10 protein-coding genes are annotated in these 13,984 nt (G+C 73.5%); 2 read left to right on the top strand and 8 right to left on the bottom strand.

Annotated elements, in window-relative coordinates:
* Nucleotides 1-91: 91 nt before the first annotated feature.
* From OIE75_RS34265 to OIE75_RS34250, 4 genes are read right to left on the bottom strand one after another with little or no spacing between them, the layout of a single operon-like run.
* Nucleotides 92-1,024, bottom strand: coding sequence for a S66 peptidase family protein (locus OIE75_RS34265; protein WP_329473261.1), 933 nt, complete (start codon nucleotides 1,022-1,024; stop codon nucleotides 92-94).
* Nucleotides 1,021-2,988 (bottom strand): prolyl oligopeptidase family serine peptidase, encoded by a 1,968-nt coding sequence (locus OIE75_RS34260; RefSeq protein WP_329473260.1) that lies wholly within the window; start codon nucleotides 2,986-2,988, stop codon nucleotides 1,021-1,023. Before OIE75_RS34260 ends, OIE75_RS34265 begins: the two co-directional genes overlap by 4 nt.
* A 34-nt stretch (nucleotides 2,989-3,022) precedes the next feature.
* Nucleotides 3,023-4,342 carry a M20/M25/M40 family metallo-hydrolase gene (locus tag OIE75_RS34255; RefSeq protein WP_329473259.1) on the bottom strand — a complete coding sequence of 440 codons (1,320 nt, stop codon included), beginning with the start codon at nucleotides 4,340-4,342 and terminating at the stop codon, nucleotides 3,023-3,025.
* Entirely contained in the window at nucleotides 4,335-5,168 is an 834-nt protein-coding gene (locus OIE75_RS34250; protein ID WP_307016044.1) for a M55 family metallopeptidase, read from the bottom strand. Before OIE75_RS34250 ends, OIE75_RS34255 begins: the two co-directional genes overlap by 8 nt.
* A gap of 208 nt (nucleotides 5,169-5,376) precedes the next feature.
* Between OIE75_RS34250 and OIE75_RS34245 the strand changes: the two genes are divergently transcribed.
* Nucleotides 5,377-6,210, top strand: coding sequence for a PIG-L family deacetylase (locus OIE75_RS34245; protein WP_307016043.1), 834 nt, complete (start codon nucleotides 5,377-5,379; stop codon nucleotides 6,208-6,210).
* A 28-nt stretch (nucleotides 6,211-6,238) separates the two neighbouring features.
* Here the strand turns inward: OIE75_RS34245 and OIE75_RS34240 are convergent, their stop codons facing one another.
* The 4 genes from OIE75_RS34240 to OIE75_RS34225 form a co-directional block, all read right to left on the bottom strand.
* Nucleotides 6,239-6,967, bottom strand: coding sequence for a class I SAM-dependent methyltransferase (locus tag OIE75_RS34240; protein WP_329473258.1), 729 nt, complete (start codon nucleotides 6,965-6,967; stop codon nucleotides 6,239-6,241).
* A 126-nt stretch (nucleotides 6,968-7,093) separates the two neighbouring features.
* Nucleotides 7,094-9,562: an ATP-binding SpoIIE family protein phosphatase gene (locus OIE75_RS34235; protein WP_329473257.1), complete on the bottom strand. Its 2,469-nt coding sequence runs from the start codon at nucleotides 9,560-9,562 to the stop codon at nucleotides 7,094-7,096.
* Nucleotides 9,563-9,706: 144 nt separating this feature from the next.
* A complete protein-coding gene (locus OIE75_RS34230; RefSeq protein ID WP_329473256.1) occupies nucleotides 9,707-12,145 on the bottom strand; it encodes an MFS transporter in 2,439 nt (812 codons plus the stop codon).
* Between the two features lie 170 nt (nucleotides 12,146-12,315).
* Nucleotides 12,316-12,762 carry an SRPBCC family protein gene (locus OIE75_RS34225; RefSeq protein WP_307016039.1) on the bottom strand — a complete coding sequence of 149 codons (447 nt, stop codon included), beginning with the start codon at nucleotides 12,760-12,762 and terminating at the stop codon, nucleotides 12,316-12,318.
* A gap of 159 nt (nucleotides 12,763-12,921) precedes the next feature.
* Between OIE75_RS34225 and OIE75_RS34220 the strand changes: the two genes are divergently transcribed.
* A complete protein-coding gene (locus OIE75_RS34220) occupies nucleotides 12,922-13,977 on the top strand; it encodes an Rv2578c family radical SAM protein (protein ID WP_329473255.1) in 1,056 nt (351 codons plus the stop codon).
* Nucleotides 13,978-13,984: the final 7 nt, after the last annotated feature.

Genomic DNA, 13,984 nt, shown 5'->3' with positions numbered 1-13,984 from the left:
TGGTGCTGTACGGCGCCTGGCTCATCACCTGCGGACACGTGGTGCTCGCCTTCGCGCCCGGTCCGACGCCCCGGCGGCGCGCGGACCGGCGTCAGCGCAGCGCGGGCCGCTCCAGGGTCAGGGTGCCCGTGTCCGCGTCGAGTTCCGCCGCTACGCCGAAGGGGACGGTCAGCGCCCCCTCGCAGTGCCCGAACCCGAAGTCCTCGACGACCGGGACGCCGAGGCCGCCGAGCCGGTCGGCCAGCAGGGGCCGCAGCCGCTCGTACGGCTCGCACTCCTGCCAGGAGCCCAGCAGCACCCCGGCGACCCCGTCCAGCCAGCCCGCGCGGAGCAGCTGGGTGAGGTAGCGGTCGAGGCGGTACGTCTCCTCCCCCACGTCCTCCAGGCACAGCAGCCCGCCGCGCGCGGAGGGCCGGGCGTGCGGGCTGCCCAGTTCGGCGGCGAGCAGGGCGAGGCAGCCGCCGAGGGTGACGCCCCGCGCCCGGCCGGGGACCATCGGGGAGCCGCCGGACGCGATCACCCGGACGGTGTCGGGGGCGAAGAGGCTGGCTCTCAGGTGCTCCTGCGCCCGCGCGTTCTTGATGAAGTCGACCCCCGCGGCCATCGGACCGTGCAGGGTGACCAGCCCGAGGCGGGTCGCGAACGCCTCGTGCAGGGCGGTGATGTCGCTGAAGCCGACGAACACCTTCGGCCCGGCCGCGCGCATCGCCTCCCAGTCGAGCAGGTCGGCCATGCGCTGGACGCCGTACCCGCCGCGGGCGCACAGCACGGCGTCCACGGACGGGTCGCACCAGGCGGCCTGGAGGTCGGCGGCCCGGTCGGTGTCGGTGCCCGCGAGGTAGTCGAAGGTGCCGTGCCGGTCCAGGACGTGCGGTGCCACGACCGGGTCGAGGTCCCAGCCGCGCAGGACGTCCAGGCCCGCCTGGAGCCGCTCCTCGGGCACCGGCCCGCTGGGCGCGACGACGGCCACCCGGGCGCCTGGGGCGAGCCGGTCCGGCCGGGTCAGTTCCACGGCGCCGCTCACCGGGTCAGCTCCAGGGTGGGGATGCCCTGCGGGTCCAGCCCGAAGACCTGTGCGTAGAGGGAGAGTTCGGCCTCCAGGGCGCGCACCATGGTCTCCGCCCGGCGGAAGCCGTGACCCTCGCCCTCGAAGGTGAGATAGGCGTGCGGCACTCCGCGGCCGGCCATGCGGGCGAGGAACCGCTCGCACTGCACGGGCGGGCAGATCACGTCGTCCAGGCCCTGGAGGAGCAGGAACGGGGCGGTGACGCGGTCGGCGTGCTCGGCGGGCGACCGTTCGGCGTACCGGCCGGGCACCTGGGCGTACGGGCCGATCAGGCTCTCCAGGTACCGGGACTCGAAGTCGTGGGTCTCCCCCGTGCCCCAGCCGGTCAGGTCGAGGACGGGGTAGATGACCGTGCCGCAGGCGTAGACGTCGGTGGTGGCCAGGGAGGCCGCGGAGGTCCAGCCGCCCGCGCTGCCCCCGCGCACCGCGAGCCGCCGCCGGTCGGCGGTGCCCTCCTCGGCGAGGGCGAGGGCGACGGCCGCGCAGTCCTCGACGTCGACCACGCCCCACTGCTCGCGCAGCCGGTTGCGGTACTCCCGGCCGTGCCCGCTGGAGCCGCCGTAGTTGACCTCGGCGACGCCGATGCCGCGGGAGGTGAAGTAGGCGATCTCCAGGTCGAGGACGAGCGGGGAGCGGGTGGTGGGACCGCCGTGCGCCCAGATGACGTACGGCGGCAGCGTGCCCTCCGGCGCGCGGCAGCCCGGGTGGTGCGGCGGGTAGAGGTGGGCGTGGATGTCGCGGCCGTCCGGGCCCGTGAAGGTGCGGATCTCCGGCCGGGGGTAGTACGCCGGATCCACGACGTCTTCGTGGAGCGAGCCGATCACGCGGGCGCGGCCGGTGCGGGCGTCCAGCTCGACGACCTCGTAGCCGCTGTGCGGGCTCGCGCCGACGCCGGCGACCCGCTCGCCGTGCGCGGCCAGGGCGGGCGCGAACTCGGTCCAGGGGCCGGCCGCGTCGACGAGGTCGCCGGTCTCCGGGTCCAGTATCCCGAGGACGGCGGCGCCCCGGCCGTGCAGGACGGCGATCACTCCGCTGTCCAGGGGCGCGAACCAGCGCTGGCCGAGCTTCCACAGCGGCCCGCCGAACTCCTCGTCGCGGGCGCACAGCGGCGATCCGTCGCGGTAGAGGTTCCACCAGCCGGTGCGGTCGGAGGCGTACAGCAGGGCGCCGTCCGGGGCCCAGTCCACCTGGGTGACCGATTCCTCGGGGCCGCCGGCGGCGGTCCGGGCGTCCCGGAAGGTGCCGTCGGGGCCGATGTCGGCGACGATCAGCTCGGTGCCGTCCCAGGGCATGCGCGGGTGGTCCCAGGCGAGCCAGGCCGCGCGTCGCCCGTCGGGCGAGACGCGCGGTCCGGTGACGAAGCGGTGCCGTGCGCCGGTGAGTTCGCGGAGCCGGTCCCGGTCGTCGGCGGCCGAACCGTCCAGCGGCACCGCGACCGGGAGGCGGCGCACGTCGGTGGGCCCGTCGCCGGTGAACTCCTCCAGGACGCACCACACCTCGCCGCGCTCGGGGCGCACCTGCGGCTCGACCCAGCGCAGGCCGCCGCCGACCGGGGAGACGGGCGTGAGCGGACGCGGCTCGGCACCGCCCGGCCGGTAGGCGTACAGCCGCTGGTCGGCGAAGTTCACGAAGACCACCAGCGGACCGGCGTCGGTGGTGACCGCGGCCCACGGCCGGCCGCCGTACTCGATGACGCGGCTGCGCACGTTCCAGGGCGGGGGCAGCACCGGCTCCTCGGTGCCGTCGGGGTGCCGCCGCACCAGCGCGCGCCGCCCGCCCTCGGTGGGCCGGGGCGCGGTCCACCACACCTCGTCGCCGACGAAGCCCACGTCGTCGGGGCGCCCGTCGTGCGCGGCGGCGAGCGCCGCGTCGATGGGCGAGGGCCATGCCCCGTACGCAAGAGTCCGCACTGACTCCCCCACTTCCTTCTCCTTGAGCCGCTCGGTCGGAACGGCGCTAGACCGTGCGCAGGAACCGGTCCAGGACCCGGACGCCGAAGTGCAGCGCCTCGACGGGGACGCGTTCGTCCACGCCGTGGAAGAGGGCCTGGTAGTCGAAGCCCTCGGGCAGCTTCAGCGGCGCGAAGCCGTAGCCGGTGATGCCGAGCCGCGAGAACTGCTTGGCGTCCGTGCCGCCGGACATGCAGTACGGCACCACGTGCCCCTCCGGCGCGAACTCCTCGACGGCGGCGCGCATCCGGGCGTACGTCGGCGAGTCCACCGGCGCCTGAAGGGCGACCTCGCGGTGCGCGAACTCCCAGTCCACGTGCGGCCCGGTGAGCCGGTCCAGGGTGTCGCGGAACTCGTCCTCGCCGCCGGGCAGGAACCGCCCGTCGACGTGCGCGACGGCCTCGCCCGGGATGACGTTCAGCTTGTACCCGGCGTCCAGCATGGTCGGGTTGCTGCTGTTGCGGACGGTGGCCTCGACGAGCTTGGCGGCGGGCCCGAGCTTGTCCAGCAGCGCGTCGACGTCGCTCAGGTCGCTCTCGATGCCGTAGACGGCGGCGATCTCTGTCAGGGCGGCGCGCACGGTGGGGGTCAGCCGCAGCGGCCACTCGTGGCCGCCGATGCGGGTGACGGCGGCGGCGAGCCGGGTGACCGCGTTCTCTCTGTTCACCTTGGAGCCGTGCCCGGCGCGCCCGCGAGCCGTGAGCTTGAGCCAGCCGGTCCCCCGCTCACCGGCGGCGATGGGGTAGAACTGCCGCCCCGCCCCGTCGTGGAACGTGAACGCCCCGGACTCGCTGACGCCCTCGGTGCAGCCCTCGAACAGCGGGGCGTGCCGGTCGGCGAGGAAGCCGGAGCCGTCCTCGGCGCTGGCCTCCTCGTCCGCGGTGAAGGCGAGCACGATGTCGCGCCGCGGCCGCACGCCCGCGCGGGCCCAGCCGCGCACGACGGCGAGGATCATCGCGTCCATGTTCTTCATGTCGACCGCGCCGCGCCCCCAGACGACGCCGTCGCGGATCTCGCCGGAGAAGGGGTGCACGCTCCAGTCGGCGGCCTCGGCGGGCACCACGTCCAGGTGACCGTGGACGAGCAGCGCCTCGGCCGACGGGTCGGTGCCCTCGATGCGGGCCACGACATTGGTGCGGCCCTTGGTGCGCTCCAGCAGCGTGGGCTCGATCCCGGCCTCGGCGAGCCGCGCGGCGGCGTACTCGGCGGCCGGCCGCTCCTGGCAGTCGCCGCCGCCCCGGTTGGTGGTGTCGATCCGGATCAGCTCGGAGGTGAACCGGACGACCTCGTCCAGCGCCTCCGCGTCCGTCCCCGCGTGCTCAGCCATACTGCTCCTCCACCGCCGCCGAGACGATCGTGGTGACCGCCTTGAAGGTCCTGATCGTCTCGAACATGGTGTCGTGGGTGTACGCCACCTTCCGCTCCCCCACCTGCGCCACACCCGGCACCACGGTCGCGGCCGCCGCCAGGTGCTCGGCGTCGAACTCCAGGGCGACGGTGAACGGCCCGCCGCGCACCGGCTCGTACCGCACCGCGAGTGCCGTCGCCTCCTTGGCGGCCGCGCGGATGTCGGCGGCGGTCCTGGCGGGCGTACGGCACACGGCCGCGTACCGCGACACGTGGTCCTTCACCGCGACCTTCCGCGCCTCGGGCGCGTAGCCCAGCGCGTCCTCGCAGGCCACGTCGTCCCCGGTGACCAGCACGACCGGCACCCCGTACTCGGCGACGACGTGCGCGTTGAGCAGACCCTCACTGGCCCGTACGTCGTTCAGCCAGACGCCGGTGATCTGGTTGGCGAGGTAGGTGTGCGCGAGGACGCCCTCCATGCCGGCGCCCGCGTGGTACCCGATGAACGCGATGCCGTCCACGTCCCCGTGCTGGACCCCCTCGACCATGGACAGCGTCTTGTGCCGCCCGGTGAGCATCCGGGTTCGCTCGTCGAGCCGCTCCAGAAGCAGGTTGCGCATGCTCCAGTGCGCCTCGTTGACCAGCACCTCGTCGGCCCCGCCGTCGAGGAACCCGAGCACGGCCGCGTTCACGTCGGAGGTGAACATCGACCGGCACCGCTCCCACTGCGGCGTCCCCGGCAGCACGTCGGCCGGCCAGGTGACGCCGGTGGCGCCTTCCATGTCGGCGCTGATGAGGATCTTCATGCGGAGGACGCTACATGCCGCTGAATACGCTGGCCAGGGGCCACACGACAGCCACTGGTCCATACCACTCGGGCGGCCGCTTCCGGCCGTCTCGCGGTCGGACGGCGGTATCGGGAACAGCCGGACCGGCCCTCGCGGTTGGATCCGGCGGAGAGACCGGGGCGCCGCGCACCCGGAACGAGACGTACGTACGCAGGAGGACTGCTTCATGACCGACCGGCCCCTGACGCTCATGGCCGTGCACGCCCACCCCGACGACGAGGCCACCGGAACGGGGGGAATCCTCGCGCGGTACGCGGCCGAGGGCATCCGCACGGTTCTGGTGACCTGTACCGACGGCGGCTGCGGTGACGGACCGGGAGGTGTCAAGCCCGGCGACGCCGGGCACGATCCGGCGGCCGTCGCCCGGATGCGCCGTCAGGAACTCGAGGCCAGCTGCGCGGCCCTCAAGATCAGCGATCTGGAGACGCTGGACTACGCCGACTCGGGAATGATGGGCTGGCCGGGCAACGACGCTCCCGGCTCCTTCTGGCGGACGCCGGTGGAGGAGGGCGCCGCCCGGCTCGCGGAGCTCATGCGGCACTACCGGCCCGACGTGGTCGTCACCTACGACGAGAACGGCTTCTACGGCCACCCCGACCACATCCAGGCGCACCGCATCACCATGGCGGCGCTGGAGATGACCGGGCTGACTCCGAAGGTGTACTGGACGACGATGCCCCACTCGACGATGCGGCGCTTCGGCGAGCTCATGAGCGAGCACCAGGAGGGCGGGCCGGAGCCGGATCCCGCCGAGGCCGCCGCGATGGCCGAGATCGGCCTGCCCGACGACGAGGTCACCACGTGGGTGGACACGACCGCGTTCAGTGACCAGAAGTTCGACGCGCTGGCCGCGCACGCCAGTCAGGGCGAGAACATCTTCTTCCTGAGGATGGGCAAGGAGACGTTCGGCGAGCTGATGGGCACGGAGACCTTCGTACGCGTCCGGGACACCACCGGCTCGGCCGTCCCGGAGAACGACCTCTTCGCCGGACTGCGCTGACCCGGCCTCCCGGCCACGGCCCGACCCGCTACACCGCCCGGGCTCCCGCCACCACCCACGTGGAAGGCAGCTCGATGCGGGCTCCGTCCGGCGTGTACGCCGTGGTGATCAGCGGGAGTTCGCCGGTCGCCAGGACGGCGAGGCCGGCCGTGCGCAGGTGCTCCGGTACCGCCTCGTCGGGGACCGCGCCGGGGGTGAGGCCGTGGCGGAGGACGGGGGCGAGTTTGGCGGGCGGGCCGTCGGGGCCCTGGGCCAGGTCCGCGAGGACGGTGCGGGCCGCCTGCGCGGGCTCCACCAGGAAGGCGCGGCCGCGGGCGCCGAGGAGGGCGGCGAGCGCGTCGGCGAGGGGCTGCCGGTCGTCGGGCTCGCACTGGTGCAGGACGCCGCGCACGTAGAGGTTGGCGTCGCCCAGCTCGGCGTGCAGCGTCTCCGCCTCGGCCTTGTCGGCGGCGTCCAGCTGCCGGTACGTCGCCCGGCCCTCGGGGTCGGCGCGGCGGGCGTGGTCGAGGGCGGCTGCGGAGAGGTCGGCGCCGACGACGCGCGGGAAGCGTTCGGCGAAGTAGCGGGTCTGGGTGCCGTTGCCGCAGCCGAGGTCGATCAGCGGCAGGGCGGGGTCGGTCAGGTAGGGCTCGAAGTGGGCGAGGTGGCGGCCGGCCGTCAGCACCGGCTCCGCGTCCCAGAACACCGCCCCCTGGCTCCCGGGTGCCTCGTTCCAGAAGCTCTCCCAGGCTGCCCGGTACCGACTCGTCACGCTCATGCCCGTCTCCCCAGGTGCGACGACGTACGGCCCGTCGAGAGCGACGGGTTCGTACGGTGTATCGCGCTCCGCGCACGGCCACAAGCGTCCGGCGCATTCCTTCACCGGACGTGCGAACTCCGTCGATCAGCGGCGGGGCAGGGTGAGTTCGAACCAGACGGTCTTGCCGGTCCTCGTCCGGCTCGCGCCCCACTCGCGGGCGAGGGTGCTGACGACGCGCAGGCCCCGCCCCGTCTCGTCGTCCGGCCCCGCGGTCCTCAGCGCCGGCAGTTCGTGGTCGTCGTCGTCCACCTCGCACAGCAGCGTGTCCGCCCGCACCAGGCGCAGTTCGACGGGGCGGTCGTGGGAGTGCCGTACGGCGTTGGTGACGAGTTCGCTGACCATCAGCCCGGCGGCGTCGGCCTGCTTCGGCAGGCCCCAGTCGTGGAGCTGCTCGCGGACCGCGGCGCGGGCCCGTCCGACCTCGGAGGGGTCGCGGGCGAGCCGCCACTCGGCGACCGCGTCGGGCTCGATGCCGTTGAGCCGCGTCATCAGCAGGGCGACGTCGTCCTTGCGGCCGCCGCGGGTGCCCAGCGCGCGGATGATGGTGTCGCAGGCCTCGTCCATGGACGCGGCGGGGTGGGCGGCGGACTCGCACAGGGTGGCGAGGCCGACGCCGATGTCCTCGCCCCGCATCTCCACCAGCCCGTCGGTGCACATCACCAGCCGGTCGCCGGGCGCCACCGGCACCCGTACCGACTCGAAGGGCACCCCTCCGACGCCGATCGGCGCCCCGGTGGGCAGCTCGATCAGCTCGCTGGCGCCGTCCTCTGCGCGGACCAGGACCGGCGGGATGTGGCCGGCGTTGGCGAGGTGGAGTTCCCCGGCGATGGGGTCGTAGACGGCGTACAGGCAGGTCGCGAGGTGGGTGTCGCCGAGCCGCTGGGCGAGGTCGTCGAGGTGGCGCAGTAGTTGGGCGGGCGGCAGGTCGAGGCCGGCCATGGTCTGGACGGCGGTGCGCAACTGGCCCATCATCGCGGCCGAGTTGAGACCGTGCCCCATGACGTCGCCGACGACGAGGGCGGTACGGGCGCCGGGCAGCTTGACCGAGTCGAACCAGTCGCCGCCGACGCGGCCGAGGAGGGTGCCGGGCAGGTAGCGGGTGGCGATGTCGCAGCCGGCCATGCGCTCGGGGATGTGCGGCAGCATGCTGTCCTGGAGCGTCTCGGCGACGTTCTCCTGGTACGTGTACATGCGCGCGTTGTCGAGCACGAGCCCCGCGCGGGCGGCCAGTTCGGCGCCGGTGACCCGGTCCATGTCGTTGAAGACGGCCCGCTCCGGGTGCCGGAGCAGGATCATGAAGCCGAGGACGACCTGGCGTGCCTTCAGCGGCACCAGCAGCATCGAGCGGCCCGTGATGAGCGGCCGGATGTCCCGCTTCTCGAACTGCGAGGCGATGGCGTGGCCCATCTCCTCGGTGATGCGCGGCACCAGGACCGGTTCACCGCTGGTCATGCACTGGAAGAAGGGGGTGTGCGCCGGGAACGGCATGGCCTCGCCGACCGGTACGACGTCGTCCCAGCGGCCGGGTTCGTCGGTGTGCTCCAGGGCGACCCGGTGCCACATCGTCGTCGTGTCCGGCACGCCGTCGGGGAAGCCCTCGCCGGCGACGACCTGTTCGCGCAGATAGGTGCCGGCGACGTCGGTGAAGCGCGGGACGACCGCCCTGCTGACCTCGACGATGGTCCGCGAGAGGTCGAGCGAGGTGCCGATCGCGCCGCTGACCTCGTTGAGGAACTCCAGGCGTTCGCGTACGGCGGCGTACTCCAGGTCCTCCGCCTCGTCGCGCAGATCGTCCGGCACCGGTTCGCCGGCGGCCAGTGCCCGGGCGGCCCGCTCGCGGCGCGCCCTGCGTTCGGCCCGCCGGGGCACGCCCCAGTCCGGGGTGACCGGCACCCGGTCGTTCTGGCTGAACTCCAGCACGGGGTAGCCCAGTTCGAGGACCTGCGCGACGATGCGGGCGCCTTCGCCGACGCTCATGCTGGGCAGGATCTCGGGGAGGCGGCGGGCGAGTTCCTCGGCGCCGGGGAAGTCGGTGTGCAGCGCGAAAGCGGGCGCGATCCGCTCCACCGTGGCCCCCGGGGCGTCGCCGTCGCCGTAGTCCCGGCGCAGCCCGTCCGCGTCGGCGGCGAGCACCAGCAGTCGCTCCGGGCCCGGCCCCACCAGGGGGTACGCCCACCACAGGACGTCGACACGCCGGTCGGCGGGCACGGTCAGCCGGGCGCGGCCCGCCGCCGGGTAGGACAGCCGCCCGTCGAGGGAGGACTCCAGGCCGGGTCCGAGGCCGTCGTAGTCGGCGTACGCCGGGTCGCCCTCGGTGTCCGCCCCGGAAAGTACGCCGGAGACGGGCAGCAGGTCGGGTGCGGGCCGCCCGATCGCCTCCTCCTTGGGCAGGCGGAACAGCCGCCGTGCGCCGCGGCTCCAGTGGGAGACCAGTCCGTCGCGGTCCACCACGACGACGGCCAGCGGGACACGGCCGGTCACGGGATCGGGCGGCACGGCGCCGCGTCCGGCCGGGCGGCCGGGATGTGTGTCCCGCTCGGTGCCATGGTCCATGGCGTCAGGCCCTCTCTGCCCACGGCTCCGCAAGATCTGTGTCGCCGTCACCACCGTACGGCGGTGCCCGGTGACCATGTGCGGCAACGGGGGAATTGGTGGCGCGCAAACGCACCGGCGCGCGCCCGCGCGCCGGTGGCCGTCTCAGTCCTCGTGTCCGAGCTGCAGGTCGCGCTCCGTGCGGCCGCCGCCGGCCACCTGGAGGACGGTGGCGACGGGCGGGTATCCGGCGGCGATGACGGTGTATTCGCCGGACGACAGGTCGACGAACCGGAAGGTGCCGTCGGGGCCCGTGGTCAGGGTGTCGACGACGTTGCCCGCCGCGTCGAGCAGCGTCACGCGCGCGTCCTCCACCGCCCGTCCGCCACTGGCCCGCACGGTGCCGCGCAGCACGGCGCCGCCGGCCAGCTCGACGTCCTGGCGGGTTTCGCGGGCGGCCTGGACGCTGACGGGCAGCGCGGCCGGGCGGAAGGCGGGGGCGCTGGCGGCGAGGGTGTACTCGCCGGCCACCAGCTCGGTGATGACGTAGCCGCCCTCTCGTCCGCTGCGGGTGGTGGCGACGACCTCGCCGTGGACGTTGGTGAGGGTGACGATCGCGTCGCGCACCGGGGTGCCGTCGGCGGTGAACACGCCGCCGGCCAGGCGCCCGGCGCCGCCGAGGACCACGTCCAGTTCGACCGGGCGTTCGCCGACGGTCACGGACACCGCCTGCGGCTGGTGGCCGCCGGCCGCGGCGATCAGGACGTACGCCCCGGTGCCGGGCGTGGCGAGGGCGTAGCGTCCGTCGTCGCCGCTGGCGCCCCGGCCGATCTGCTGTCCGCCGACGTCGATGAGGGTGAGCGCCGCGCGGGGCACGACGGTGCCGTCGGGGTGCTGCACGGTGCCGCAGACGGCGATCCCGGCGGCGTACTGCGAGCGAAGCGAGGTGGGGGTCCCCCCGCCCGGAGGGTGGGGGCGGGCCTGCGGGACCTGGACGGTGGGCTGCGCGGTCTCCGGGTCGGTGACGGGGGCGTTGTGGGACACCAGTGGTTTCTCCTTGAGGAAGAGGGCGATGAGCAGTCCGAGGACGAGCACCGGCACCAGGTAGAGGAAGATCCGCGGCATGGCGTCGGCGTACGCCTCGATGTAGGCGTCGCGCAGCGCCGGGGGCAGGGAGTGGACGAGCTGGGGGGTGATGGCCTCGGCGTCGGGCAGCCCGGCGCCCGCCTCGGCGGGGACCCGGTCGGCCAGGGCGTCGGTCAGCCGGTCGGCGAAGAGGGTGCCGAAGATGGCGGCGCCGACGCTGCCGCCGATCTGCCGGAAGTAGTTGTTGGCGCTGGTGGCGGTGCCGAGGTCGGCGGGGCGCACGGAGTTCTGCACGGCGAGGACCAGCACGGGCATCACCAGGCCGATGCCGGCGCCGAGGACGGCCATCCAGACGCTGTAGTGCAGCCGGGGGGTGTCGGCGTCGAGGCGGGAGAGCAGCCACATCCCGACGACGGACAGGGCGCTGCCGAGGATCGGGTGGGAGCGGTAGTGCCCGGTGCGGCTGATGAGCTGTCCGGAGACGATCGAGGCGACGACGATGCCGCCCATCATGGGCAGCATCAGCAGGCCGGACTCGGTGGCGCTGGCGCCGTCGACCATCTGCAGGAAGGTCGGCAGGTAGCTGGCGGCGCCGAACAGGGCGACGCCGATGACGAGGCCGACCAGGGCGGTGACGTTGAAGACGGAGTCCCGGAACAGCCGCAGCGGGATGAGCGGTTCGGGCGCGAAGCGCTCGGCGACCAGGAAGAGGAGGGTGGACCCGGCCGCTCCGGCGGCGAGGCCGAGGATGACCTCCGAGCCCCACGCGTACTCGGTGCCGCCCCAACTGGTGAGCAGGACCAGGCAGGTGGAGGCGGCGGCGAGGAGCAGGGCGCCGAGGATGTCGAGGCGCGGCTTGACCCGTGGTTTGGGCAGCTTCAGGACGACGGCGACGACGGCCATGGTGACCAGGCCGAAGGGCACGTTGATGTAGAAGCACCAGCGCCAGGAGAGGTGGTCGGTGAAGTAGCCGCCGAGCAGCGGGCCGGCGACCGAGGCGAGCCCGAAGGCGGCGCCGATCAGGCCCATGAACCGGCCGCGCTCGCGGGGCGGGACGATGTCCGCGATGATCGCCTGCACGCCGATCATGAGGCCGCCCGCGCCGACGCCCTGGACCGCGCGGAAGGCGATCAGCTGGTCCATGGTCTGGGCGCGGCCGGCCAGTGCGGAGCCGACGACGAAGACCAGGATGGCGAACTGGAAGACGCCCTTGCGGCCGAAGAGGTCGCCGAGCTTGCCGTAGATCGGCAGGCCGACGGTGGAGGTGAGCAGGTAGGCGGTGATCGCCCAGGACATCTTGTCCAGGCCGTGCAGTTCGCCGACGATCTTCGGCAGCGCCGTGGCGACGATCATCTGCTCCAGCGCGGCGAGCAGCAGCGCGAGCATGAGTCCGACGAAGACCAGACGCACCCGGCGAGGGCTCAGGTCCGCGCCCGGCTCCGGGTCGGGAGTGGGTGGCTGGGGAGGCGCCTGGGGTGCGGTGACCGGTTCGTCCTGCACCAGAGTGATCCCGCCCACGTCCCGCTCCCCTCGTCACACCTGCTCAGAATTGCCGCCTGAGGCGACAACTGCGAACAAGTGCGACGAGTTACGGAAAAGCGGCCGGTTCGACCGGAGATCACTCGAACCGGTGAGGCGGCCAACGACCGCCCGCGGCTTGCCGTTTGGCCGCTTCCGGGCGGCCGGGACTACTGCTTCTCGACCTCCGCGGCGAGCTTGGTGAGCATCGCGTCGTAGATCCGGGCGAGCCCCTTGGGCGCGAAGGTCTTCTCGAAGAAGCCGCCGACGCCGCCGGCGCCCTGCCAGGTGGTGACGACCACGACCCGGGACTTGCCCTCGCCCGCGGGGGTGACCCGCCAGGTGGTGACCATGGAGGAGTTGCGGTCCTTCTCGACCAGCTCGCCGTCGGTCGGCTCGGTGACCTCCAGCAGGCAGTCGCGGACGCGCTTGCTGGTGGCCTGGAGCTTCCAGTGCACGAGGGTGCCCTCGCCGTCGCCGCCCTCCCGGACCTCGTACTCGCTGAAGTGCTCGGGGAGCAGCTTCTCGCGGGTGCCGCTGTAGTCGGCGAGGGTGTCGAACACCGTCTCCGCGTCCGCCGCGACGATCCGCTCCGTCTCCGCCTCGACCTGCGCCATCGGGTCCCTCCAGGGCCTGGTTCTCGGGGTCGGGGCAAGCCAATCACCCCGCCGCCCGGCCACCAAATCGGGGGGCGTGAAGCAGCCCCGCGCGACTGGGCCGCACGATCAAGGGAACAAGTGTTCTATTGTGTGGCCAGTGCTACCGAGGAGGCGTCCATGCGCTGGGAGAACCTCACCGACTCCGACCACGCCCGAGCGGCCGACCCCGCGCTGTTCGGCGCGGACGCGGTGACCACCCGTACCTTCGACACGCCCGAGTTCCGCGGCGTGACCTTCCACGAGGTCCGGGCCCGCTCGATCCTCAACCGCGTGCCGGGGGCCTCGCGCATGCCGTTCGAGTGGACCGTGAACCCCTACCGGGGGTGCACGCACGCGTGCGTCTACTGCTTCGCGAGGAAGACGCACAGCTACCTGGACCTCGACACCGGACTCGGCTTCGACTCGCAGATCGTCGTCAAGGTGAACGCGCCCGAGCTGCTCCGCCGCCAGCTGGCCTCGCGCCGCTGGCAGGGCGAGCACGTCGCGATGGGCACGAACGTCGACTGCTATCAGCGCGCCGAGGGCCGCTACCGGCTGATGCCCGGCATCATCGAGGCGCTCACCGAGCGGGCGAACCCCTTCTCGATCCTGACCAAGGGCACCCTGATCCTGCGCGACCTGGACCTGCTGACGCGCGCGGCCCGGGTGACGGACGTGGGGATCTCGGTCTCGGTCGGCTTCACCGACGCGGAGCTGTGGCGCACCGTGGAGCCGGGCACGCCCGCACCGGAGCGCCGGCTGGAGGTCGTGCGGACCCTCGGCGCGCACGGCATCGGCTGCGGTGTCCTGATGGCGCCGGTGATTCCCTTCCTCGGCGACGAACCGGCCCAGCTGCGCGCGACCGTGCGGGCGATCGCCGCCGCCGGGGCCACCTCGGTGACACCCCTGGTGCTGCATCTGCGACCGGGCGCCCGGGAGTGGTTCATGGCCTGGCTCGCCCAGCACCACCCGCATCTGGTGCGCCGGTACGAGCGGCTGTACGCGGAGGGCGCCTACGCCCCGAAGTGGTATCAGCGCCGGATCACGCGCCAGGTGCACGATCTGGCCCGCGAGTACGGCATCGGGCCCACGCGCGGGGGCATGCCGCGGCGGATCGCGGAGCCCGGGCCCGCACGGCCCGCCGAGACCACCGAGACCGCCACCACCGAGCCGACCCAACTTTCGCTCATCTAGGTGCATT

This window comes from Streptomyces sp. NBC_01723 (assembly GCF_036246005.1).
In the GTDB taxonomy this organism is placed as follows: domain Bacteria; phylum Actinomycetota; class Actinomycetes; order Streptomycetales; family Streptomycetaceae; genus Streptomyces.
The sequence above is the reverse complement of the archived record's forward strand: the minus strand, read 5'-3'. Positions and strand labels throughout refer to the sequence as shown.

Excerpts from the sequence above, each read along its gene's own strand:
- OIE75_RS34255 (WP_329473259.1), bottom strand. The coding sequence starts at position 4,342 with ATGGCTGAGCACGCGGGGACGGACGCGGAGGCGCTGGACGAGGTCGTC.
- OIE75_RS34250 (WP_307016044.1), bottom strand. The coding sequence starts at position 5,168 with ATGAAGATCCTCATCAGCGCCGACATGGAAGGCGCCACCGGCGTCACC.
- OIE75_RS34245 (WP_307016043.1), top strand. The coding sequence starts at position 5,377 with ATGACCGACCGGCCCCTGACGCTCATGGCCGTGCACGCCCACCCCGAC.
- OIE75_RS34240 (WP_329473258.1), bottom strand. The coding sequence starts at position 6,967 with ATGAGCGTGACGAGTCGGTACCGGGCAGCCTGGGAGAGCTTCTGGAAC.
- OIE75_RS34235 (WP_329473257.1), bottom strand. The coding sequence starts at position 9,562 with ATGGACCATGGCACCGAGCGGGACACACATCCCGGCCGCCCGGCCGGA.
- OIE75_RS34225 (WP_307016039.1), bottom strand. The coding sequence starts at position 12,762 with ATGGCGCAGGTCGAGGCGGAGACGGAGCGGATCGTCGCGGCGGACGCG.
- OIE75_RS34220 (WP_329473255.1), top strand. The coding sequence starts at position 12,922 with ATGCGCTGGGAGAACCTCACCGACTCCGACCACGCCCGAGCGGCCGAC.